This is a genomic window from Streptomyces sp. NPDC029674 (assembly GCF_044903205.1).
Taxonomy (GTDB): domain Bacteria; phylum Actinomycetota; class Actinomycetes; order Streptomycetales; family Streptomycetaceae; genus Streptomyces.
The window spans coordinates 60,696-81,252 of sequence record NZ_JBJDPY010000029.1 but is presented as its reverse complement, the minus strand read 5'-3'; the positions used below and the strand labels follow the sequence as shown (position 1 = coordinate 81,252).

The following is a 20,557-nucleotide window of genomic DNA, read 5'->3' as shown; positions in this document are numbered from 1 at the left end:
TCGCCCGCGGACCGGGTGTCCGTGGGTGATGCGACAACGCCGCGAGGCGCCGTGCCAGGCGTCGCGGGCCCGGGCTGATCCGAAAGACACGCCCTAGGTGCCCGTGATCCGCTTCTCGAACCAGTGATGGGCGTACGGCTCGTCGTTGAACGTCGGGACCTCCTGGAAGCCGCAGGAGTGGTACAGGCCGATCGCCGCGTCCAGTGCCTTGTTCGTGTCGAGTCGCAGCACGTCGCGGCCGTGGCGGACGGCCAGTGCCTCCAGTTCGGTGAGGAAGCGGCGGCCCAGGCCGAGGCCCCGCGCCCCGGGCGCGACCCACATCCGTTTGATCTCGGCCGGGGAGTCGGCCGGCAGCTTGAGGCCCGCGCAGCCGACGGGCTCGCCGTGCGCCCTGGCGACCAGGAACAGACCGCGTGGCGGCCGCAGCTCGCCCGCGTCGGGCAGCAGGCTCCGCGCGGGGTCGAACCCGGTGTCGAAGCGCTCCTGCAGTTCGGTGAAGTAGGAGCGCAGGCAGTACTGGGCGTCCGGGTGCTCCGGGTCGACGGTGTCCAGGGTCACCGTCCCGGCGGTGAGCAGCCGGTCCACCTCGGCCATGGCGGCGACCAGGCGGGCGCGCTGTGCGGTGTTGAGCGGCTGCAGGAGGGAGACGGCGAGGTCGTCGCTGCGCGCGTCGAGCAGGGCGCGTTCGGCGCGGCCGGCGTCGGTGAGCCGGACCGTGCGGACTCTGCGGTCGCCGGGGTGCGGTTCCACCGACACCAGGCCGTCGGCCTCCAGGGCGCGCAGCAGGCGGCTGACGTACCCGGAGTCGAGGCCGAGGCGCTCGCGCAACCGGCGTACGTCCTGCCCCTGGTCCCCCACCTCCCAGAGCAGCCGGGCCTCGCCGATGGGCCGGTCGCGGCCGAGGTAGTTGTCGTGCAGCACGCCTACGCGCTGGGTGACGGCGCGATTGAACCGGCGTACCTGATCGATCTGGGTCTGCTCGAACTCCATTCCCTGACCTTAGTCAGAGAATGGAGCCCGAGGATGAAGCCCGAGGCCAGCGGGTGGTTCCCTCGGATCAGGGCACCGTGATGTGGCCGGGGGCGGGCAGGCGCGGGGCGGTGGCGGGCTCGTGGATGTCCGCGAGGGCCATGAAGAGCAGGGCGACGGCCAGGGCTCCGGGGTCCGGGACGCCCAGCGCGTGGTCACCGACGTAGCTGGCGCGGCCGCGCCGGGGGCGCAGGGACGCGGTGGCCAGGGCGCCTCGGATGGCTGCCTGGGCGGCGTCGGTGAGCGGAGCGTCGGCGTCCCCATCGGCGGATGCGGCTTCGGCACTGGCATCGGCATCGGCATCGGCATCGGCGTTCTCCCGTGCGGCTGCCAGCGACTCCGCGGCCGGCGCGAGCGCGTCGACCAGCGTGCAGTCGCCGGGGACCGCGCCGCCCACCCGGTGGATGGCGGCGTGGCCGGCCGCGGCGGCCTCCGCGAGCGCGGCGACCGTCGGGGCTCCGCCGTCCGCCGGCGACGCGGCGGCCAGGTGCTGGAAGAGGAGCCCGAACAGGGGGCCGCTCGTGCCGCCGACGTCGTTGAGGAAGGCCTCGGCGAGCGCGGCGGTGCCGTCCATGCCGGTCTCGTCGGCCAGCTTCACCGCGCGGCGTACGCCACCGGCGAGGTTGTCGCCGAAGTCGCCGTCACCGACGAGCTGGTCGAGCTTGGTGAGGTTGTCGCGCACCTGCGTGACGGTGAGCGCGTAGCGGTCGAGCAGGGCGCGGTCGCCGCCCGCGCCCGGCGCGGGAGCCGGAGAGCTCGCGGATGTCCGCACCGGGGACACGGGCTCGCCCGGGGCGAGCGAGGGGCGCGGCAGGACGAGCGGGGTGCGGGTCGGGGCGGTCCACAGCTCGGCCCAGCCGTCCTCCAGGCGCGTGAGGGTGAGGGAGAAGCCGGCCATGTCCAGGGCCGCGGTGAACGTGCCGGGCACGACGAGGACCGGCCGGAGGCCGCGGGCGGTGAGTTCATCGCTCAGCAGCACGGCGATGGCGTTGAGCTCCAGCTCGGTGGTGGCGCCGAGGCCGTTGACGAGGGCGAGCACCTCGTCGGGGCCGTCGGGCAGCGCGTCGAGGAGGTCGTCCGTCATGCGCCGGACGAGGTCGCCGGTCGCGGGCCGGGCGATGGTGCGGGTGCCGCGCTCGCCGTGGATGCCCACTCCGTAGTCGAGGGTTCCCTGCTCCAGGGCGAACGCGGGGCTCACCGTGGTGGGTGACGTCTGGGCGCGGGCGGCGACGGCGATGCTGCGGGACCGGGTCACGATCCGCCGCCCCAGGTCTGCGAGCTCCTCCAGGCTCGCGCCCCGGTCGGCGGCCGCGCCCAGGAGCTTCTCGACGACGACCGTGGCGGCGGTGCCCCGGCGGCCGGTCGCGCTGTCCACGCTGTCGGTGGCCAGGTCGTCGTCGACGAGCACCGTGGCGACGGGGATCCCGTCGTGCCGCAGACGCTCCGCCGCGATCTGGAAGTTGATCACATCGCCGGTGTAGTTCTTGACGATGTGCAGGACGCCGTCGCTCTTGGCGGCCGCCGCGCTCGCCTCGTAGATCTGCCGGTTGTGCGGGGAGGCGAAGATCTCGCCGGGGCAGACGGCGTCCAGGCCGCCCCGCCCCAGGAGCCCGGTGTGCAGCGGCTCGTGGCCGGAGCCGCCGCCGGAGACCAGGGCGACCGTGCGGGCCGGGTCGGCGTCGCGCGCCCGCAGGTAGAGCGGGCTGCTGTTCACCTCGATCAACCCGGAATGCGCCAGGGCAAGGCCCCGGGCGGCGGTCAGCACGGCATCGGTCTCCGGCAGGAAGTGGCTCATCGGGGGCTCTCCGTAGGTGTGCGGTGGTGCGTGGCGTACGCGGTGCGGTGGTGCGTGGCGCACGCGGGCGGCCGGCGTGCGTACAACGGGCGTGAGACGTACAACGTACGACTGCTCCTGCCGCCCGGCACCGCGGAGTTCCGGCCGCGCCGGGCGGCGCGGCGCTCACCATGGCCGTCCGCCCCGTCCCAAGGTCGGCACTCCCGGATACCGGCACTCTCGCGTGCCGGTTGTCGGGCCCTTGTGCGAGGCTGACACCGTGCACCGACGCGGGCGACGACCCGCTGACGGCGCGCGGCACTCCACGTACGACAGCTCATCTTTGCGAGGTCTTTACAGTTGCTGGACGCGCGACGCGAGGACCTCGGACGGATGCTGCGGGCGTGGCGGATGGCGCGCGACCCCGCGCTGCTGCCCGGCCCCGTCCCCTTCCGCGGCCACCGCAGCTACCTCACCCAGCTCGACATGGCCCTGCTGCTCGGGGTCTCCGAACGCTGGTACCGCGCTTTGGAGCGTGGTGAGGACCGCAAGTACGCGCGCGAGATGATCGCCGGAGTCGCGCGGATCCTGGACCTCTCGGCCCGCCAGACGACCGCCCTCTACCGAGGCACCGGCCACCAGCCCCCGCGGCACCGGACCGAGGGCGCGCGGCCCGACGCCGCACTGCTGGATCTGCTGCACCAGCAGCGCCGGGTGAGCTGGATCTGCGACCAGGCCTGGGACGTGCTCGCCGTCAACGCCGTGGCGGCGCGCCACTGCCCCTGGCTGGCCCGCGCCGACGCGAACGCCATGACCTGGGCGTTCTCCGCCGAAGCCCGGTACCAGCTGCGCGACTGGGACGCGAAGTGGGCCGCCCCGCTGCTCGGGCGGCTGCGCCTGGCCTGGCAGCGCTGGCCGGACAACGAGCGCCTGGACGAGGTGGTGCAGACCGTCCGGCGCGAGCCGGGCGTCGCCGAGCTGTGGGAGCGCACGGCCGACGTCGTGGGCCCGCCCGACGACGAGGCGCTCCCCATGTTCTTCCCGCTGGTGGCGCCCGACCCGGTCGACGTGCGCGTCGCGGCCTACGGCCGGTTCGGCGACACGTCGCTGCGCTGGCTGGTGCTCAGCCCGGTGGATCCGGCCGTCACGTTCCCCTGAGAGCCTCGTGAGGGGCCCGCCGCGCCTGGTGGCGGGCCCGCGACACCAGCAGCACGACGCCGAGGACCACCCCGGCCCCGGCGTACCCGACGACCATGTCCTGCTGGGCGGGGGACTCGCTGATGTGGGCGACGCCCTGCGCCGACACCCAGACGCGGTCGCCGGCGATGCTGCTCGTCCCCTCCCCCTCCTCGTCCCACACCCCGTCCTCCGGGACGCCCCGGACGGCGCCGCGCACCGTGCGGCCCTGCGGGTCCCGCCACGCGAAGTGGTCCAGTTCGTCCCCGTCGGTGACCGTCGCCCAGTACCCGGAGAGGTAGGTGTCGGTGGCGACGAGCGCGTGGCGCAGCGGCAGGGCGAAGGCCGTCAGGACGGCCGCCCACACCACCACCGCCGGCACTTTGCGGATTCCGCTCCGGCTCCCCCGCGTACGCCGAACACCACCGCCACCGCTCACACCGTGTCTCCCGCCCCCGTGTCGACCCGCCGTCCCCGCCCAGGTGTCACGATACGGCCGTCAGCCAGGCAGGCCGGCGAGCCAGTCGGCCAGCAGCCGGTTGACCTCCGCCGGGCGTTCCTGCTGGAGCCAGTGGCCGCAGCCGTCGAGGATGTGCGAGGAGCACAGGCCGGGCAGCGTGTCCGGGAAGGCCGCGATCGCGTCGGCGAGCCAGGTGGTCGAGGCGTCCAGCGCGCCGCCGATGAACAGGGACGGCTGGGCGATCGGGGCGCCCGCGAAGCGGGGGGTGAGGTCCTCCCAGTCGCGGTCCATGTTGCGGTAGCGGTTGAGCGCGCCGGTCAGGCCGGTCCGCTCGAACTCCTCGGCGTACACGTCGAGGTCGCTGCCGGTGAGCCAGCCGGGCAGCCGCCCGGCCGGGAACCGGTCCCGCAGCCGGCCGCCGCGGCTCGCGAAGTGCGGGTCCGGCGCGTCGGGACCCGGCATGGTGTCGCCGGAGAGCGCGGCGTAGAAGCCCGCGAGCCAGCCCCGGACGTCGGGTTCGATCTCGGCCTCGGCGCGGCCGGGCTCCTGGAAGTACGAGACGTAGAACTCCTCGTCGCCGCCCATTCCCGCGAACACCTCACTGGGGCGCGGGCCGCCCGGCGGCGTGTAGGGGACGCTCAGCAGGCCGACCGCGCGGAAGACGTCCGGGCGGACGAGCGCGGCGTGCGCGGCGACGGTGGCGCCCCAGTCGTGCCCGACGATCACCGCGGTCTCCTCGCCGAGCGCGCGCACCACGGCGACGCTGTCCTCGACGAGGTCGAGCATCCGGTACGCGGAGATGTCCGCGGGCCGCGACGAGCGGCCGTAGCCACGCACGTCGACGGCGACCGCGCGGTATCCGGCCGCGGCGAGGGCCGGCAGCTGGTGGCGCCAGGAGTACCAGGACTCCGGGAAGCCGTGCACCAGCAGGACGAGGGGGCCCGTGCCCTGTTCCACCAGGTGGATTCGGCCTGCCGGCGAGGGAACGAGCCGGTGCGTGCGGTCCGTGGTGTCCGTGGTGGGTGAGGTCTGGGGCAGGGGCAGGGGCATGGACGGCATGGACCCTCCTGGGGGCTCCGGCGGCGACTACGACCACGAGGAGCATGCGACACGCTTTCGCCGGGGGCCGATCTTCGTTGCCGTTTCGGCAAAGGCGGCGCGGCTACGGCGATGACGGCTACGGCTACGGCTACGGCTACGGCTACGGCTACGGCTACGGAACGATTGAATCCACGTAACCTCCGTCGACCCGCACCGCGCCGCCCGTCGTCGCCGACGCCAGCGGTGAGCTGAGGTAGACGACCATGTGCGCGATCTCCTCCGGCTCGATGAGCCGCTGAATCAGCGACTGGGGGCGGTGCTTGGTCATGAACTCCCGCTGCGCCTCGTCCCAGGGCAGGGACCGGTCCACCAGCTCGTAGACGAAGTCCTCGACGCCGCCCGTGTGCGTCGGCCCCGCGATCACGGAGTTGACGGTGACGCCCGAACCCGCCGCCTCCTTCGCGAACCCCCGGCTCACCGCGAGGAGCGCGGTCTTCGACGTGCCGTAGTGGATCATCTCCGCGGGCGTGACGAGCGCCGAGTCGCTGGCGATGTTCTGGATCCGCCCCCAGGAACGGTCCTTCATGCCCGGCAGGTAGTGGCGGATCATCCGCACCGCCGTCAGGACGTTGACCTCGAAGTAGCGGCGCCATTCGGCGTCGGTGATGTCGAGGGCGGGCTCGGCGCCGAAGACGCCGAGGTTGTTGACGAGGATGTCCGCCCGCGGCACGGCGTCGAAGACCTGCGCCGCGCCCTCGTCGGTGGAGATGTCCCCCGGCGCCGCGAGGAACCCGGCGCCGCCGCACTCTCCCTTGAGGCGGTCGACGGCGGCGTCCACGGAGTCGCGGGACCGCCCGTTGACGGCCACCTCGGCGCCCGCCCGCGCCAGACCGACGGCGATCGCCGCCCCGATTCCCTGAGTGGATCCGGTGACGAGCGCGGTCTTGCCGGAGAGATCGACGAGCACGGTGCGTACCTCCTGGAGCGGTTTCCGGGCGGGGTGCTTCACCCCGATGTCCATCCCCCTCCCCCAGTCATACGCCAAGTCCGTTCACTGCGGCGGGGGTTGACACGCCCGGTGGCCGGAATACGTTACATGCAATATGGAACATGCCGTCGAACAACCGGGGGCTCCGTGACACACACCAGTGATCAACCGAGTGATCGGCGGCCGCGCCCGTGCGATCTTCTGCTGTCCCACGCCCATGTGGTCACCGTCGACGACCGTCGAGCGGTGTACGAGCCGGGGTCGGTCGCCGTCGTGGGCGGCCGTATCGCGGCCGTGGGGCCCGCGGCCGAGATCGACGCGGCCTGGCGGGCGGTCCGGACCGTGGACTGCCGGGGCCGGGCGGTGCTGCCGGGCTTCACCGACGGCCACACCCATCTGTTCCAGTCCCTCGCCCGTGGCCTGGGCGAGGGACTGCCCATCTGGCCGTGGCTGTGCGAGTTCATGTGGCCGTACTCCATCGCCGTGGGCCCGGACGACGCCCGGGTCGCGGCGACGCTCGGCGCGGTGGAGGCGCTGCGCTCGGGCATCACGACGGTCGTCGACAACCATTACGCGCCCACGGACGCCGAGACGGTCCTGGCCGTGGCCGACGCGGTCGAGTCGGCGGGCCTGCGCGGCGCGGTCGCCCGCGGCATGCTGGGCGACCGAACGGCCGTGGCGGCGGCCCGGCGCCTGCCCGAGGAACTGTTCCGCTACTCCACCGCCGAGGAGCTGGAGCTGACCCGGGAGTGCCTGTCCAGGCGTCCGCCGGGTTCGAGGGTGAGCGTGTGGCCCGCCCCGCTGAACCTCAGCTACGTGGACCAGAAGCTGGTCACCGGCTCGGTGGCGCTGGCCGAGGAGTTCAACACGCGCTGGCACACGCATTGTTGTGAGGGGGCGAAGGATCCGTCGAGCTATCGGGAGGCGTACGGCCTGCGTCCTGTGGAGTGGCTCGAACGCGCGGGGCTGCTCGACGAGCGGGCGACCCTCGCCCACGCGGTGTGGCTGGACGACGACGAGATCTCCTGGCTGGGCGAGCGCCGGGCGGGGGTCGCCCACAATCCGGCGTCCAACGCCTACCTCGCCTCGGGGGTCATGCGGCTGCGGGCGCTGCGGGAGGCCGGGGCCGTGGTGTCGCTCGGCACGGACGGGCCCGCCGCGGGGCACCGGCAGGACATGTTCGAGGTGATGAAGCAGGCCCTGTTCGCCCAGCGCCAGCACACCTCGGACCCGGCCGCGCTACGGGCCGAGGAGGTGCTGGAGCTGGCCACGCGCGAGGGCGGCAGGTACGCCGCGGCGGGTGCGGGGGGCCTGCGCGTCGGCGCGCGGCGCACGCGCGGGGGTGGGGAGTCCGCGCACGTCGGCGCGCGGCGCACGCACGTTGGTGGGGAGCCCCCGCACGTCGACGCGCGGCGCAGGCACGTTGGTGCGGAGCCCACGCACGTCGGCGGGGAGCCCACATGCATCGGTGGGGAGTCCACATACGTTGACGCGCGGCGCACGCACGTCGACGCGAAGCCCACGCACGTCGACACGGACCCCCTGCACGTCAGCGCAGAGCCCACGCACATCGACGCAGAGCCCACGCACATCGGCGCAGAGCCCACGCACGTCGACACGGAACCCCCGCACGTCAGCGCGGAACCCCCGCACGTCACCGCAGAGCCCACGCACGTCGACACGGAGCCCCCGCCCGTCACCGCGGGCTCGCTGTGCGTCGGCGCGCCCGCCGATCTCGTCGTGGTCGCCCTCGACCGGCCGCATCTGCGCCCGCTGCACCGCGTCGTGGCGACGCTCGTCTACGCGGCGCGCGGCGCGGACGTCGACATGACGATCGTTGACGGGCGGATCGTCTTCGAGGACGGCCGCTGCCCGCTGGTCGACGAGGAAGCGCTGCTCACCGAGGTCCAGGAGCGGGCCGAACACCTGGTGGAGCGGGCGTCCTTCGGCGGTCTGCGCACGCCGTGGCTGCACCGGAGCCACCCCTGACGTCACCGCTTCGGCCCGCCGACGCCTCTCCGGCTGCCCGTCCGCGGCCCCGTACGTGCGCCACAAGTCACGCCCCGTCGGGTCACGGCCCTCGGGCGGAGGGAGAACGCACATGCCGCACTGGAATCGGACCCGGAACCGGAGCCGCGCACCGCACCGGAAAGAGGCCGAGGCAGCTCCGGATCCCGTCGAAGCCGTGCCGTCCGTCTGGCGGCTCGGCGTCTACGGCCTGCAGCACGTCCTCGCCTTCTACGCCGGTGCCGTGGTCATGCCGCTACTCGTCGCCGAGGGCATCGGCCTGTCGGGCGACGACATCGGCCTGCTCGTCAACGCCTCGCTCCTGACCTGCGGCATCGCCACCCTGCTGCAGTCCGTGGGGCTGCCGGGGATCGGCATCCGGCTGCCGGTCGTCCAGGGCACGTCGACGACCGCCGTCCCGTCGCTCGTCTCGGTCGGCCTCGCGGCGGGCGGTGCGAAGGCGGGGCTGCCGACGGTGTTCGGCGCGGTGATCGCCGCCGGTCTTGCGCTGTTCGTGATCGCGCCCGTCTTCAGCAGACTGGTGCGGTTCTTCCCGCCGCTGGTCACCGGCACCATCGTCACGATCGTGGGCATCACCCTGCTCGCGGTGGCCGCGCGGCAGGTCGGCGGCGGCGACCCGTCGGCCAGCTCCTTCGGCTCGCCCTCCCAACTGGGCCTCGCTGCCGTCACGTTGGCCGCGATATTGCTCTGCAACAAGCTCTCGCGGGGGTTTCTCGCCACCGTCGCCGTCCTCGCCGGACTCGCCGTCGGCACGGTGGTCGCCGCGCTCGCGGGGCGTACGGACTTCTCCGGGATCGGGGACTCCGCCTGGCTGGGTGTGGCGGCGCCCCTGCACTACGGCGCGCCACGGCTCGACGCGGTCGCCGTGCTCTCCGTCTTCCTCGTCATGGTCATCATCGCGGTGGAGTCCATTGGGCAGTTCTTCGCCGTGGGGCGGATCGTGGGCCGGGAGGTGTCGGGCCGGCACGTCACCCGCGCCCTGCGGGCCGACGGCCTTGCCACGGCCGCGGCCGGAGCTCTCAACTCCTTTCCCAGCACGGTCTATTCGCAGAACATCGGGCTGATCCAGCTGACCCGGGTGAAGTCGCGCTGGATCGTCGCGGCGAGCGGGGTGATCATGATGCTGCTCGGTCTGATGCCGAAGGTGGGGGCCGTGGTGGCGGCGATGCCGACGGCCGTGCTCGGCGGCGCGACGATCGTGCTGTTCTCGACGATCGCGGTGGTCGGGGTGCAGATACTCGGCCAGGCGGACCTGACGGACCAGCGCAACACCATCCTCGTCGCGGCCAGTGTCGGCGTCGGCTTCCTGCCGACCGCGTTCCCGCAGTTCGCCGAGCAGATGCCGGGACGGCAGCTGCATGCGCTCTTCGAGAGCGGCATCATCCTTGGCACCCTCACGGCGGTGCTGCTCAACCTCTTCTTCCACCATCTGAGGCTGCCGGGACAGGAGAAGCCCCCGGGTCAGGAGGAGAAGGGCGCCCGCTCCATTGACCGGCCGGAACATTACATGCAACATGAAGAACAGGTGGCCGGGTCCGGTACACCGGCCAAGGAGGCGCCATGACAAGGGAGTTGGGGATGTCCACGCAGCGGGCGGTGAATCCGGTGGCGGCGGGCAGCCTGCTGGCGGAGCGGGCGTACGACGAGCTGAAGGGCGCCGTGCTCGCGGGCCGGCTGCGCCCCGGCGACGCCCTCTCGGTGCCCGCGCTGGCCGTGCAGATGGGTATCAGCCGCAGCCCCGTCCGTGAGGCCGTGCAGCGGCTCATCCACGACGGCCTCGCCACGCACGCCGCCCACCGGGGCGCCGTCGTCTCCACGGTCGACATCGAGGACGTGCGTCAGCTCTATGTCGTGCGTGAGGTGATGGAGGGTCTGGCGGCGCGGCTGGCCACGGAGCGTCTTGACGCCGCGACGGTGGACGAGCTGAGCCGTCTCCTGGAGCGCCACGAGGCCGTCGTAGCGTCGGAGTTCGACGAGCAGGCGCACATCGAGATGGACATGGCGTACCACCGGCTGATCCGCGCGGCGGCGGGCAACGACCATCTGACCGCCGCCCTCGACACCATTCAGGGCAAGGCGCATCTGGCCCTCCACTCGCTGTGGCGCAGCCCGCAGGCGCCGCGGCTCGCGGTCGACGAGCACCGGCGCATCTTCGAGGCGATGACGGCGGGCGACCCGGACGCCGCCGAGCAGGCCGCCCGGGACCACATCAGGCGCCTGCGGACCCGTCTCTCCCAGGCGGTGACGGCGGACCCGGCGCAGGACACGGAGCGCCGGGCGGTACGCCCCATCGCGTAGCCGCGCGGCCCATCACCCGTACCAGCGAAGGGATGTGACTGCCCGTGGACACCGCCACCGGTGTGCGCCGCAGCGTCGGCGAGAGCGTCCGGCGCCCCGACGGCAGGCTGAAGGTCCGTGGCGACTTCGCCTACGCGTCCGACCTGCGCTGGGACGGCATGGTGTGGGGCGCGACCCTGCGCAGCCCGCACCCCCACGCCCGCATCCTGCGCCTGGACGCCACCCGGGCGAGGCGGCTGCCGGGCGTGGTGGCGGTGCTCACCCACGAGGACGTGCCGGGGCGGCGGCTGTACGGGATGAAGGTCGCCGACCAGCCGGTGCTCGCCGGGGACCGTGTGCGCTACCACGGCGAGCCGGTCGCCCTGGTGGCCGCCGACCACCCCGAGACGGCCCGCCGGGCGCTGCGCCTCATCGAGGTGGAGTACGCGGAGCTGCCCGCGCTCACCGACCCCGAGCAGGCGCTCGCCGGCACGGGACCACTGGTGCACGAGCGGCGCGTCGACGGCGGGCGGGGCAACGTCGTACGCCACGTCCGCATCCGGCACGGGGACCTGTCCGCCGCGCGGGGCTCGGCGGACGTGGTGGTCTCGGGAACGTACGAGGTCGGGATGCAGGACCAGGCGTTCCTCGGCCCGGAGGCGGGGCTCGCGATACCGGGCGAGGACGGCGGCGTGGACGTGTACGTGTCCACGCAGTGGCTCCACGACGACCGGCACCAGATGTGCGCGGCGCTCGGTCTGCCGCCCGAGAAGGTGCGGCTGACACTGTCCGGTGTGGGCGGCGCGTTCGGCGGGCGCGAGGACGTGTCGGTGCAGATCCACGCGGCGCTGCTGGCGCTGCGCACGGGCCGCCCGGTGAAGATGAGCTACCACCGCGAGGAGTCCTTCTTCGGCCATGTGCACCGCCATCCGGCGCGGATGTGGTTCGAGCACGGTGCCACGCGCGAGGGCAGGCTCGTGTTCGTCAGGGCGCGGCTGCTCTTCGACGGTGGGGCGTACACCTCCACGTCGCAGGTCGTCATCGCGAACGGCTCGTACTTCGCCGCGGGCGCCTACGAGGTGCCGCACGTCGAGATCGACGGATACTCCGTCTTCACCAACAACCCTCCCTGCGGGGCGATGCGCGGCTTCGGGGCCGTCCAGTCCTGCTACGGCGTGGAGTCCAACCTGGACAAGCTGGCGCGCGAACTGGGCGTAGAACCGGTCGAGTTACGCGTACGCAATGCCATGAAGACCGGGACCGTACTGCCGACCGGGCAGGCGGTGGACGGGCCCGCGCCCGCCGCGGAACTCCTCGAAAGGCTCCGCGCCCGCCCGCTCCCGGCCACCGCCGAGGGCCCCTTCGGTCTCCCCGGCGGGCTCAACAACACCTCGCACGGCGAGGGCGTCAGGCGTGGCGTCGGATACGCGATCGGGGTCAAGGCGATCGGCTTCTCCGGTGGCGTCGACGACCGCTCGGTGGCCCGCGTGCGGCTCTCCCTCGTGAACGGCGAACCGGTCGCCGAGATCCACACGGCGGCGGCCGAGTGCGGACAGGGCATCGTCACCGTGCAGGCGCAGATCGTCCGCACCGAGCTGGGCGTGGACCGGGTCGTGGTCCTCCCTGCGGACACCCGGGTCGGCGACGCGGGCTCGGCGTCCGCGTCGCGGATCACCTGGATGAGCGGGGGTGCGGTCCAGGGCGCGTGCAAGGAGCTGCGGGAACGGCTCGCCGGTCTGGGCGACCGCCCGCTCCCCGAACTCCTCGCGGCGCACGGGCCCTTGGAGGCGGAGTACGAGTTCGCGCACCGACGCACGCGCCCCATCGACCCCGAGCGCGGGCAGGGCGACGCGCACATCGCCTTCGCGTTCGCGGCACACCGGGCGGTCGTCGACGTGGACACCGACCTCGGCCTGGTGAAGGTGGTGGAGCTGGCCACCGCGCAGGATGTCGGCAAAGCGATGAATCCCCTGGCGGTGGAGGGGCAGATCGAGGGCGGCAGCGCGCAGGGTTTGGGCCTCGCCCTCATGGAGGAGCTGCGGGTCTCCGGTGGGCGAGTGCGCAATCCGTCCTTCACCGACTATCTGATCCCCACCATCGCGGACATGCCGGCCGTCCCCATCGACCTGTTCGAAGTGCCGCACCCGGACGCCCCGTACGGCCTGAACGGGGTGGGCGAGCCGCCGACCCTGTCGTCGACGCCCGCGATCGTCAACGCGCTGCGCGACGCGACGGGCCTGGACCTGACCAAGGTGCCGGTGCGCCCCGAGGACATCACCGGGCCCGAGCATCCCCACGACACGGAAGGGAGGTGAGGCGGGCCCTGCCCCGGGTCCCCAAACGGTCCACCAACAGAGACACGGTCGGTACCAGCCGGGAAGGAACGAGCACCTTGATCATCGACACCCATATGCATCCCACGAACATCGTGGACCAGGCGTGGCGGCACGACGGTTCCCCGTTCACGGGCGAGCGCACCATCGAGATGATGGACGGCCCGTACATGATCAACGGCAAGCCGCGCCGGATCGACTACGGCTGCATCATGCCGCCGCCCGGCAACAGCGTCTGGCAGGACGGGATGCGTACCGGCCGCGAAGGCATCCGGGACTACATGGCGTACATCACCGAACTGGTCCAGCGGTACCCGGACCGGTTCATCGGGAACTTCATGTACAACCCGCGCTTCGGCCCCGAGAACGGGGCGAAGGAGCTGGAGTTCCACGTCAAGGAGTACGGCTACAAGATGGTGAAGCTGCATGCCAACATGCATGCTTACCGGCCGGACCGGGCCCTGGACTGGCTCCGCCCCGTCCTGCGGGTCTGCGACGAGCTGGGACTCGTCGTCCTGATCCACACCGGGGACGGGCCCTACTCCATTCCGACGCAGTTCTACCCGATCATCCGGGAGTTCAAGGACGTCAACTTCATCCTGGCGCACTTCGGGGTGCAGACGGGCGGGGTGTACTGCTTCGAGGCGCTGTACATGATCCTCGACTCGCCCAACGTGTACGGGGAGTCGGGCTGGCTGCTGCAGTCGCGGATCGTGGAGTTCGCCCAGCAGATGGAGCGCCACCAGCTGGTGTTCGGCACGGACTCGCCGCCCAACGAACCCGGCATGTGGGCGCGGGAGTTGGAGGTGCTGTGCGGCCCTCCGCCGCAGGGCATGCACCTGTCCGAGGACGACCTGGAGGGCTACCTCGGGAACAACATGGCCAAGCTGCTCGGCCTGAAGCCCACTCCCCCGCCGCGCGACCAGGCGGAGGCGCAGCTGCGGCTGAAGGACACGTACGCCTCGCCGGCCACGGTGTCGGGGCCGTAACCGCGCCCCCGGGGCCGTCCTCGGCAGACCGGGGGCGGCCCCGCCCTGTCCTCTGTCCGTGTCCACGGCGACGAGAAACGGATGTCCTCCATGCGGCGCATCGGCCACCTCCTCCCCTCCACCTCACTCGGCGCCGAGCGCTGGGCGGCGCAGATCTGCGCGCCCGTCCCGGTGGAAGCCGCGCACCCCACGGCGCGGGCCGCGCTGCCGGAGCAGTTGTGCGGCCCCGCGATCGCGGGCGGACAGGAAGCCGAACTCACGCGCGGGGCGGCACAGTTGGCGCAGGCCGGCGCGGACGCCGTCGTGTGGAACGGCGGCTCGTGCGGGCTGCACGGCCTGGCGCACGCCCGGGCCGTCGCCCGCACGATCGAGGCGACGGCGGGCGTGCCGGCCTCCACGGTCACGCTCGGCCAGCTCGACCTCCTGGCCCGCCACGCCCTGCCCTCCCTGGCCCTGATCACCGCGGGCTCGCGGGAGAGCGCCGGGCGCGTCGCCGACACGTACGTCGCCGCGGGGCTGCGCGTCGCCTCGGTCACCGCGCTCGGCCTGGGGACCCCGCGGGAGGCGGCGGAGCTGCCGGTGGCGCGGCTGCGGCGGCTGCTCCTCGACGCCGGCACCGGCGACGCGCGGTGCTTGGTGGTGGCGGGCACGGAGCTGCCGGTCGCGCCCGTGGCGGCGCTCGTGGAGCGGCAGCTCGGCAAGCCGGTGTTCGACGGGGCGCGGGTCGCGGTGCACACGGGCCTGAAGCTCCTCGGGCTGCACGTCAACGCCCCGTCCTGGGGGCGCATGTTCATCTCCGGCGCCCACGCGGGAGTGTGCTGTGACACACACTGAGGTGACATCCACTGAGGCGACCACGGCGACCGCGTACACGGGTGCGCAGGATCTGCGCGCGTTCCTGCGCGCCCACGGTCCCGGGCAGGCCGCCGACGTCCTGACCGTGGCGCAGGAGATCGAGGGCGAGGACGTGGCCGCGCTGGTCATGGAGCTCGCCGGGCGGGGCCGTGCCGACCTCCTCGTGTGCCCGCGGGTCGAGGGGCTCGGCACGACGCTGATCACCAATGTCTTCGCCTCACGGGACCGCATCGCCCGGCTGCTCGGTACCGACCGCGCGGGTCTGCACCGCGCCTACCAGGCGGCCTCCGCGCGCCGCCAGGAGCCGCGCGTGGTCGCCGACGGGCCGGTCCTCGATGTGGTGGAGGAGGGCGACGCGGTGGACCTCGGCACGCTGCCGCTCATCCGGCACTTCGCCTCCGACCGCGCCCCGTACATCACCAGCGGCATCATCACGGCGGAGGCGCCGCCCGGCACGCCCGGCCGCGCGGGCAACCTCAGCTACCACCGCTCCATGGTCCACTCCCGCACCGAACTCGCCACGAGCCTGCACTCGCGCGGCCATCTGTGGCAGCTCCTGCGGCTGGCCGAGGAGCGGGGCGAGGTGCTGCCGGTGGCGATGGTGATCGGCGCGCACCCGCTGTTCCTGCTCGCCGCGTCCGCCCGGGTCGGCCCCGACGTCGACGAACGCACCATCGCGGGCGGCCTGTTCGGAGCTCCCCTCGACGTCGTGCGGACCCCGCGGCGCGGCATCCGGGTGCCGGCCGGGGCGGAGATCGTCCTGGAAGGGTTCATCGATCCGGGGCGGCGGGCGGCGGAAGGGCCGTTCGGGGAGTTCTCCGGCTATTCCTCCGACCGTTCCACCAACAACGTCCTCACCGTGGAGACGGTCCTGCGCCGCCGTGACGCCCTCCTCCTCGATGTCGTCGGCGGCAATACGGCCGAGCACCTCAACCTCGCCCGGCTGCCCCGTGAGGCGGAGATGGCCGACCAGCTCCGCCGCCGCTTCCCCGAGGTCACCGCCCTGCACTACCCCACTTCCGGGACGCACTTCCACGCGTACGTGGCCCTGCGCCAGGCCCGCCCCGGCCAGGCCCGGCAGGTCATGCTGGCGCTGCTCGGCTGGGACCCGTATCTGAAGACCGTGGTCGCGGTGGACGAGGACGTGGACGTCACCCGTGACGCGGACGTGCTGTGGGCGACGGCGGCCCATCTGCAGCCGCACCGCGACGTGTTCGTCGTCGACGGCCTGCCCGGCAGCCCCCTCGATCCGTCGTCGACCACGGACGGCACGACGTCCCGCATGGCCCTGGATGCGACGCGGGGCCCGGGCTTCCACGGCGTACGCATCCGCGTGGAGCCGCGCCGCATGGAGACCGCGCGGCGCCTGCTCGACGGTGACGCGCCACGCGGCTGACGTCTCCGCGCCGGCTCACGGTGACTTCAGTACGTCGACAAGGACCCGCACATGTCCGTGCGGCAGGTCCTTGGCCGCCGTGAGCAGCGTCAGCCGTCCCGCGCGAGCGACGGCACGCAGCCGGTCGACGAGGACGCGGGCGCCGTCGTCCCGCCCGGCGGTGTCGTAGATCCGCTTGACCTGTACGTCGAGAGGGCGGCTCGTCATCATGTCGACATTGGCCGTCCGCAGGGCGGAGATGGCGCGCGTGACCCGTTCGGGCGAGCAGCACGGGCCTCGGCCCCCGCGCCCTGTTCCAGTGAGGCCATGAGGCGACGGATCGGCAGCATCGACCGGCGGTGGTTCGAGCGGGTGGCGTCGGCGCGGCTGCCCGGTGCGGACCAGGTGCTGCCGCCGCTGAGCGCGGCGGCCAACCACGGGCTGCTGTGGTGCGGTTCGGCGGCGGTCCTCGCGGCCGTCGGCGGCCCCGCGGCCCGGCGTGCCGCGCGGCGCGGGATGGGTTCCCTGGCGCTGGCGTCGCTGACGACGAACGTGGTGGCCAAGTACGCCGTGCGCCGGCGCCGGCCGGGCCTGGCCGCGGTTCCCGTGGTGCGGCGTCTTTCCAAGGCGCCGTGGACGTCGTCGTTCCCGTCCGGGCACTCGGCGTCGGCGGCGGCGTTCGCCGTGGGGGTCGCCCTGGAGGCGCCCCGGTACGGCGCGCTGCTCACGCCGGTCGCGGCGGCCGTGGCCTTCTCCAGGGTGTACGTGGGGGTCCACTATCCCGGCGACGTGCTCGCGGGCTGCGCGCTGGGCGCGGCCGCCGCCGCGGTCACCTGCTACTGGTGGCCGCCCCGTCCCTCGCCCGCGCGGCAACGGCGGACCCGGATGCGGGTGCCCGCGCTGCCGGAGGGCGAAGGGCTTGTCGTCGTCCTCAACTCCGGTGCCGGGAAGGGCGTGCCGGGGCGGTTGCCCGCGCGCGAACACCTGGAGCTGCTGCTGCCGAAGGCCGAGATCGTGGCGTGCGGTCCGACGGACGACCTCCGTGAGGTCTTGGACAAGGCGGTGGCGCGGGCGAGCGGGTCGGCCGGTGTGCTCGGTGTCTGCGGCGGCGACGGCACGGTGAACGCCGTCGCCCGGCGGGCCGCCGATGCCGGGCTCCCGCTGGCGGTGTTCCCCGGGGGCACCCTCAACCACTTCGCCCTGGACATGGGTGTGCCCACCTTCGAGGACACCGCGCACGCCGTGCTGCGGGGCGAGGCCGTCCGCGTCGACCTGGCACGGGTGCGCGACGGCGAGGGCGCGGAGGTGACCGGTTTCGTCAACACCTTCAGCATCGGGCTCTACCCGGAACTGGTGCGCAGGCGGGAGAAGTTGGAGGGCCGCATCGGCAAGTGGCCCGCGGCGGCATGGTCGGTCGTGGAGGTGCTGCGGACGGCGACGCCCCTGCGGATCCGGCTCGACGGCCACGACCGCGTGCTGTGGCTGCTCTTCGCGGGCAACGGTCAGTACGTGCCGGACGGTCTCGCCCTCACGCACCGGCCCCGCATGGACGACGGTCTGCTCGACATCCGTACCGTCGACGCCGGGGCGCCGCTGGCCCGCACCCGCGTCGCCCTCTCCACCCTGGGCGGCGCGCTGCGGCGCTCCCGGGTCTTCCGCGCCGAACGGGTCGAACGGCTCCGGCTCAGCGGTCTGGAGGGCGTGGCCACCCTCGCGTACGACGGCGAGACCGCACCGGCGCCGGACTCCCTGCTCCTCGACAAGCGGCACGGCGCGCTGACGGTCTACAGCCCGGCCGCACGCCTGGACGAGATCGCGCAGCGGGCCCGCACGATGACGCTGGCGGCCGGCCGCCGCCCGCGCCGCGATCCGGCCTGACAGGCGCCGGGCGGGCGCGCCCTTGCGCCGGGAGTGCGGCGTTCACTTCAATGCGGCGTATGGCAGCCCGTCGAACGACCCCGCCCCAGCAGGTGGCCACCGGTTCCACCACCGGAACCACTGACGGCGGCGAGCTGCCGCCGACCGCGTGGGCCGTGCTCGGGCTGCTCTCCTTCCCCGGGGAGCGGACCGGATACGAGCTCAAGAAGTGGGCCGACGCCTCCCTCCGCTTCTTCTACTGGTCGCCCGCCATCAGCCAGATCTACGCCGAACTGCGCCGCCTCGAAGCGCTCGGGTACGCCACGTCGCGCCGCTCGGGGCCCGAGGCGCCCCGCACCAAGCGCGCGTACGCCATCACCGACGAGGGCCGTGCCGCGCTGGCCGCCTGGGCGGGCGGCGGCCGGGACGTGGGCCCGCCCGTCCTCAAGCACCCGCTGCTGCTGCGGGTCTGGCTCGGCCACCTCACCGCCCCCGACCAGCTGCGAGCGCTGGTCACCGCGCACATCGCCCGGACCGAGGGCGAGCTGAAGGAGGTCAGGTCCGCGCTCGCGCGGGCGGAGGGCGCGCCGGCGTGGTCCCACCCCGAGATCGCGCTGCGGTGGAGCGAGCGCCGCCTGGAGTCGGAGGTGGAGCTGGCGGAGGCGATGCTCGACGACCTCGACGGGCTGGACGGGCTGGACACGAAGACGAGCTGACCGCGGAGACGGCCTCGCCGGGCCGACCGCGAAAGCGAAAGGGCGTCCGGTCAACCCGTGGAGGACTCGCCCACGCCCGGGTGAAGCGGCTCGCCCCCGCGGGCACCGTGGCGGTAGGACGGGCGGGGTCAGCCGTCCCCCGCCGTAGGGAGCAGCACACCCGTGAGCACCCGCGCCGTCCTTGTCGCCGCCCTCATCACGGGGCTCCTCCTCGGCATCGCGGGAACCAGAGCGGACGACTCCCCTCACTCGCGTCCGCACGGTTCCCTCACCGAGGCGGGCCATTAAGCTGCGACATTGCCGCGTGGCTACTTCCTCCGTCCTCGCCGCGCGGTCGCCGAGCCTCCGTCGACGGAAGCGAGTGGATCTTGAACTTCCTCACCATCGGTCATCGCGGGGTCATGGGTGTCGAACCCGAGAACACCCTTCGTTCCTTCATCGCCGCGCAGGCGGCAGGCCTCGACCTCATCGAGCTGGATCTGCATCTGAGCAAGGACGGCGCCCTCGTCGTCATGCACGACGCCGACGTGGCCCGTACGACCGACGGCAAGGGGCCCATCGCCGAGAAGACCCTCGCCGAACTGCGCGAGCTCGACGCCGGCCGCGGCGAGCGCGTCCCCGTCTTCGAAGAGGTCCTGGACGCGGTGAAGGCGCCGCTGCAGGCCGAGATCAAGGACGTCGCCGCCGCGCGCGCCCTCGCGGAGGTCATGCACCGCCGTGACCTGGTCTCCCGGGTCGAGGTGATCTCCTTCCACGACGAGGCGATCGCCGAGATCGCGCGCCTCGTTCCCGGGGTGCGTACCGCACTCGTCGCCAGCCGCTACGGCACCGACGTCGTGCAGCGCGCCACCGCCGTCGGCGCCACGACGCTCGTCCTCAACATCCGGCGCCTGACGCTGGAGATCGTCGAGCACGCCAGGAAGGCCGACCTGCGGATCATCGGCTGGGTGGTGAACACGCAGGACGATCTGCGTCTCGTACGGGCGCTGCAGCTGGACGGGGCGACCACCGACTACCCCGAGATCAAGCGGACGGGCCGCTTCACGGCCTGAGCGTCCCGCACGTCCCCCGGCGAGGCCTCAGCCGAGTTCCTTGACCAGCAGTTCGAACTCGAGGTCGTCGCGCTGCGGGATGCCGAAGCGCTCGTCGCCGTACGGGAAGGGGGTCATCTTTCCCGTACGGCGGTAGCCGCGCCGCTCGTACCAGGCGATGAGCTCCTCGCGGGCGGAGATCACGGTCATGTGCATCTCGCGGGCGCCCCACGTCTCGCGCGCCGCCCGCTCGGCCTCGGCGATGATCTCCTTGCCGAGACCCGCGCCCTGCTGGGCCGGGATCACCGCGAACATCCCGAAGTAGGCGTGGTCACCACGGTGCGCGAGCTGGCAGCAGGCGACGAGCTCGCCGTCCCGCTCGACGGTGAGCAGCCGGCTCGTGGGCGACTCTATGACCTCGGCGACACCCCGCGGGTCGGTCCGCTGCCCTTCCAGGAGGTCCGCCTCGGTGGTCCACCCGGCCCGGCTGGCGTCCCCGCGGTACGCCGACTCGATCAGCGCGACGAGCGCGTCGACGTCGCCGGTGTCCGCGTCGCGGTAGGTGAGTTCGCCGGAAGTGGGGCGCGGGACGGTGTCCATGAAGCTGACTCTCCGAGATTCTTGGCGC

The 20,557-nt window shown here is 73.2% G+C and carries 19 protein-coding genes; 12 read left to right on the top strand and 7 right to left on the bottom strand.

Annotated features, from left to right (window positions below; translation table 11 throughout):
- Window positions 1–93: 93 nt before the first annotated feature.
- Window positions 94–990: a GNAT family N-acetyltransferase gene (locus ACI2L3_RS38270; protein WP_404757076.1), complete on the bottom strand. Its 897-nt coding sequence runs from the start codon at window positions 988–990 to the stop codon at window positions 94–96.
- Between the two features lie 67 nt (window positions 991–1,057).
- On the bottom strand, window positions 1,058–2,824 hold the full coding sequence (locus tag ACI2L3_RS38265; protein ID WP_404757075.1) for a dihydroxyacetone kinase subunit DhaK: 1,767 nt from the start codon (window positions 2,822–2,824) through the stop codon (window positions 1,058–1,060).
- A 339-nt stretch (window positions 2,825–3,163) separates the two neighbouring features.
- Here ACI2L3_RS38265 and ACI2L3_RS38260 point away from each other — a divergent pair, with 339 nt between their 5' ends.
- A complete protein-coding gene (locus ACI2L3_RS38260; protein ID WP_404757074.1) occupies window positions 3,164–3,961 on the top strand; it encodes a hypothetical protein in 798 nt (265 codons plus the stop codon).
- Here the strand turns inward: ACI2L3_RS38260 and ACI2L3_RS38255 are convergent.
- The 3 genes from ACI2L3_RS38255 to ACI2L3_RS38245 all read right to left on the bottom strand — a co-directional run bounded on the left by ACI2L3_RS38255 (window position 3,948) and on the right by ACI2L3_RS38245 (window position 6,447).
- Complete coding sequence (locus ACI2L3_RS38255) at window positions 3,948–4,352, bottom strand: hypothetical protein (protein ID WP_404757073.1); 405 nt, start codon at window positions 4,350–4,352, stop codon at window positions 3,948–3,950. The two genes, ACI2L3_RS38260 and ACI2L3_RS38255, sit on opposite strands and share 14 nt — an antisense overlap.
- 126 nt (window positions 4,353–4,478) lie before the next feature.
- Window positions 4,479–5,489 (bottom strand): alpha/beta fold hydrolase, encoded by a 1,011-nt coding sequence (locus ACI2L3_RS38250; RefSeq protein ID WP_404757082.1) that lies wholly within the window; start codon window positions 5,487–5,489, stop codon window positions 4,479–4,481.
- A gap of 163 nt (window positions 5,490–5,652) precedes the next feature.
- Window positions 5,653–6,447: an SDR family NAD(P)-dependent oxidoreductase gene (locus tag ACI2L3_RS38245; RefSeq protein ID WP_404757081.1), complete on the bottom strand. Its 795-nt coding sequence runs from the start codon at window positions 6,445–6,447 to the stop codon at window positions 5,653–5,655.
- Between the two features lie 267 nt (window positions 6,448–6,714).
- Here ACI2L3_RS38245 and ACI2L3_RS38240 point away from each other — a divergent pair, with 267 nt between their 5' ends.
- From ACI2L3_RS38240 to ACI2L3_RS38210, 7 genes are all read left to right on the top strand, one after another.
- A complete protein-coding gene (locus ACI2L3_RS38240) occupies window positions 6,715–8,457 on the top strand; it encodes an amidohydrolase family protein (protein WP_404757072.1) in 1,743 nt (580 codons plus the stop codon).
- Between the two features lie 112 nt (window positions 8,458–8,569).
- Window positions 8,570–10,060: a nucleobase:cation symporter-2 family protein gene (locus ACI2L3_RS38235; protein WP_404757071.1), complete on the top strand. Its 1,491-nt coding sequence runs from the start codon at window positions 8,570–8,572 to the stop codon at window positions 10,058–10,060.
- Complete coding sequence (locus ACI2L3_RS38230) at window positions 10,057–10,794, top strand: GntR family transcriptional regulator (RefSeq protein ID WP_404757070.1); 738 nt, start codon at window positions 10,057–10,059, stop codon at window positions 10,792–10,794. Before ACI2L3_RS38235 ends, ACI2L3_RS38230 begins: the two co-directional genes overlap by 4 nt.
- Before the next feature lie 44 nt (window positions 10,795–10,838).
- Window positions 10,839–13,088, top strand: coding sequence for a molybdopterin cofactor-binding domain-containing protein (locus ACI2L3_RS38225; protein WP_404757069.1), 2,250 nt, complete (start codon window positions 10,839–10,841; stop codon window positions 13,086–13,088).
- Between the two features lie 77 nt (window positions 13,089–13,165).
- Window positions 13,166–14,095 carry an amidohydrolase family protein gene (locus tag ACI2L3_RS38220; protein WP_404757068.1) on the top strand — a complete coding sequence of 310 codons (930 nt, stop codon included), beginning with the start codon at window positions 13,166–13,168 and terminating at the stop codon, window positions 14,093–14,095.
- Between the two features lie 90 nt (window positions 14,096–14,185).
- A complete protein-coding gene (locus ACI2L3_RS38215) occupies window positions 14,186–14,929 on the top strand; it encodes a hypothetical protein (RefSeq protein ID WP_404757067.1) in 744 nt (247 codons plus the stop codon).
- A 1-nt stretch (window position 14,930) separates the two neighbouring features.
- Window positions 14,931–16,346, top strand: a complete 1,416-nt coding sequence (locus ACI2L3_RS38210; protein WP_404757066.1) for a UbiD family decarboxylase — start codon at window positions 14,931–14,933, stop codon at window positions 16,344–16,346.
- Between the two features lie 15 nt (window positions 16,347–16,361).
- On the opposite strand, the gene ACI2L3_RS38205 is transcribed toward ACI2L3_RS38210, so the two are convergent.
- On the bottom strand, window positions 16,362–16,556 hold the full coding sequence (locus tag ACI2L3_RS38205) for a hypothetical protein (protein WP_404757065.1): 195 nt from the start codon (window positions 16,554–16,556) through the stop codon (window positions 16,362–16,364).
- Between the two features lie 96 nt (window positions 16,557–16,652).
- Between ACI2L3_RS38205 and ACI2L3_RS38200 the strand changes: the two genes are divergently transcribed.
- The 4 genes from ACI2L3_RS38200 to ACI2L3_RS38185 all read left to right on the top strand — a co-directional run bounded on the left by ACI2L3_RS38200 (window position 16,653) and on the right by ACI2L3_RS38185 (window position 19,950).
- On the top strand, window positions 16,653–18,203 hold the full coding sequence (locus ACI2L3_RS38200) for a bifunctional phosphatase PAP2/diacylglycerol kinase family protein (RefSeq protein WP_404757064.1): 1,551 nt from the start codon (window positions 16,653–16,655) through the stop codon (window positions 18,201–18,203).
- Between the two features lie 59 nt (window positions 18,204–18,262).
- A complete protein-coding gene (locus ACI2L3_RS38195) occupies window positions 18,263–18,898 on the top strand; it encodes a PadR family transcriptional regulator (protein WP_404757063.1) in 636 nt (211 codons plus the stop codon).
- A 162-nt stretch (window positions 18,899–19,060) separates the two neighbouring features.
- On the top strand, window positions 19,061–19,186 hold the full coding sequence (locus ACI2L3_RS38190) for a hypothetical protein (protein WP_404757062.1): 126 nt from the start codon (window positions 19,061–19,063) through the stop codon (window positions 19,184–19,186).
- A gap of 80 nt (window positions 19,187–19,266) precedes the next feature.
- Window positions 19,267–19,950 carry a glycerophosphodiester phosphodiesterase gene (locus ACI2L3_RS38185; RefSeq protein ID WP_404757061.1) on the top strand — a complete coding sequence of 228 codons (684 nt, stop codon included), beginning with the start codon at window positions 19,267–19,269 and terminating at the stop codon, window positions 19,948–19,950.
- A gap of 27 nt (window positions 19,951–19,977) precedes the next feature.
- Here ACI2L3_RS38185 and ACI2L3_RS38180 read toward each other — a convergent pair whose 3' ends face one another.
- Complete coding sequence (locus tag ACI2L3_RS38180; RefSeq protein ID WP_404757060.1) at window positions 19,978–20,529, bottom strand: GNAT family N-acetyltransferase; 552 nt, start codon at window positions 20,527–20,529, stop codon at window positions 19,978–19,980.
- Window positions 20,530–20,557: the final 28 nt, after the last annotated feature.